This is a genomic window from Bartonella sp. MU37NMGALS (assembly GCF_042194015.1).
Taxonomy (GTDB): domain Bacteria; phylum Pseudomonadota; class Alphaproteobacteria; order Rhizobiales; family Rhizobiaceae; genus Bartonella; species Bartonella grahamii.
The window spans coordinates 1-1,197 of the sequence record NZ_JBHIML010000089.1 but is presented as its reverse complement, the minus strand read 5'-3'; the positions used below and the strand labels follow the sequence as shown (position 1 = coordinate 1,197).

The window sequence follows — 1,197 nt, the reverse complement described above, 5'->3', positions numbered from 1 at the left end:
ATAGCACAAAGTTTAGCGAATGCAGCTATGAATCTTCGTCGTGGTGATATGGAAAGAGAAAAAAGAGGGCAGGTTAATCAGACCGTCGAGTATCTGAAATCTAAAGGATATAGCGAAGAAGAAGCTGCTGTCATGGCACGGAATCCTCAAATGCTTAGTGCATTGCTAACAGGTGGTGATACTCCTAAACTACTTGCGGGGCATGAATGGTATACCGATCCAGAGACAGGTGAACGTGGACAGAGACCGATGTCAGGGACTCTACAGGCATTGGAGTATAATCAGAAGCTACAAGCACAGAAAGAGTGGGAGGGTAAAAAGCAAAAAAATATTATTGCCACAAAACATCAGATGAACGCTGGGATAGATGCTATTCGTGATTCGATTGCACTCATTCGCAAACATAAGATTAACGGGTTTAAGGCGTGGGCTACGCGTGGAATTGGAGGAACTCCTGCGAATGAATTAGAAAATTTATTTGATACGATTAAGGGTGGTGCTTTAAAGGCGGTATTTGAGAGCTTAAAATCGATGGATCCTAGAGGAAGTCTTAGTGTTGGTCCTATATCAGATTACGAAAGTCGGACGATGGTAGCAACCTTTGGTTCTTTAGATTCTGCGCGTAATACAAAAGGGCTACTGAAAACTTTAGAAAATCTTGAAATAACATTTAATGCTTTAAATAAGCTTCAGAAAACTGATTTGCATGATTGGATGACGGGGAAGATAACCCCTCAAGAAATCTCTGATAAATATAATACTCAGAAAAAAGGCGTTATGGAGTTTGTGAAGGTATCCAGTCCCAAAGAGAGCGCTAAATTTGAGATAGGAACAAAAATTCAAGATGCAGATGGTAATATTAGAATAAAGAGATACTAAAATGCTTAATCATAAGAATGATAACGTTGGAAAACGTCAGGTTTGGAATGATGATCAGTATCCTATTATTGGACATATAACAGATTATAATAAACGCTCTTCAAATAGTCAGATTTGGAATGATGATCAATATCCTATTATTGGACACATATCAGACTATAACAACCATTCTTATGAGGAAGAAGCAGAACATCCCGAAATAAGTGAAAGTGAAGCCTTTTGGAATTCTTTAAAGCATGGTTTGAGTTTTAATTTAGATGATGAGATTGCGGGGATTACAGCGGCAGGACGTGATTCTGATGATGAGTTGGCAATAAG

General features: G+C 38.7%; 2 pseudogenes. Both read left to right on the top strand.

Annotation, left to right across the window (positions count from 1 at the left end):
• Positions 1 to 879: pseudogene (locus ACFIJP_RS09200) on the top strand (hypothetical protein); the annotation flags it as partial.
• 1 nt (position 880) lies between these two features.
• A pseudogene (locus tag ACFIJP_RS09195) lies at positions 881 to 1,197 on the top strand (hypothetical protein); the annotation flags it as partial.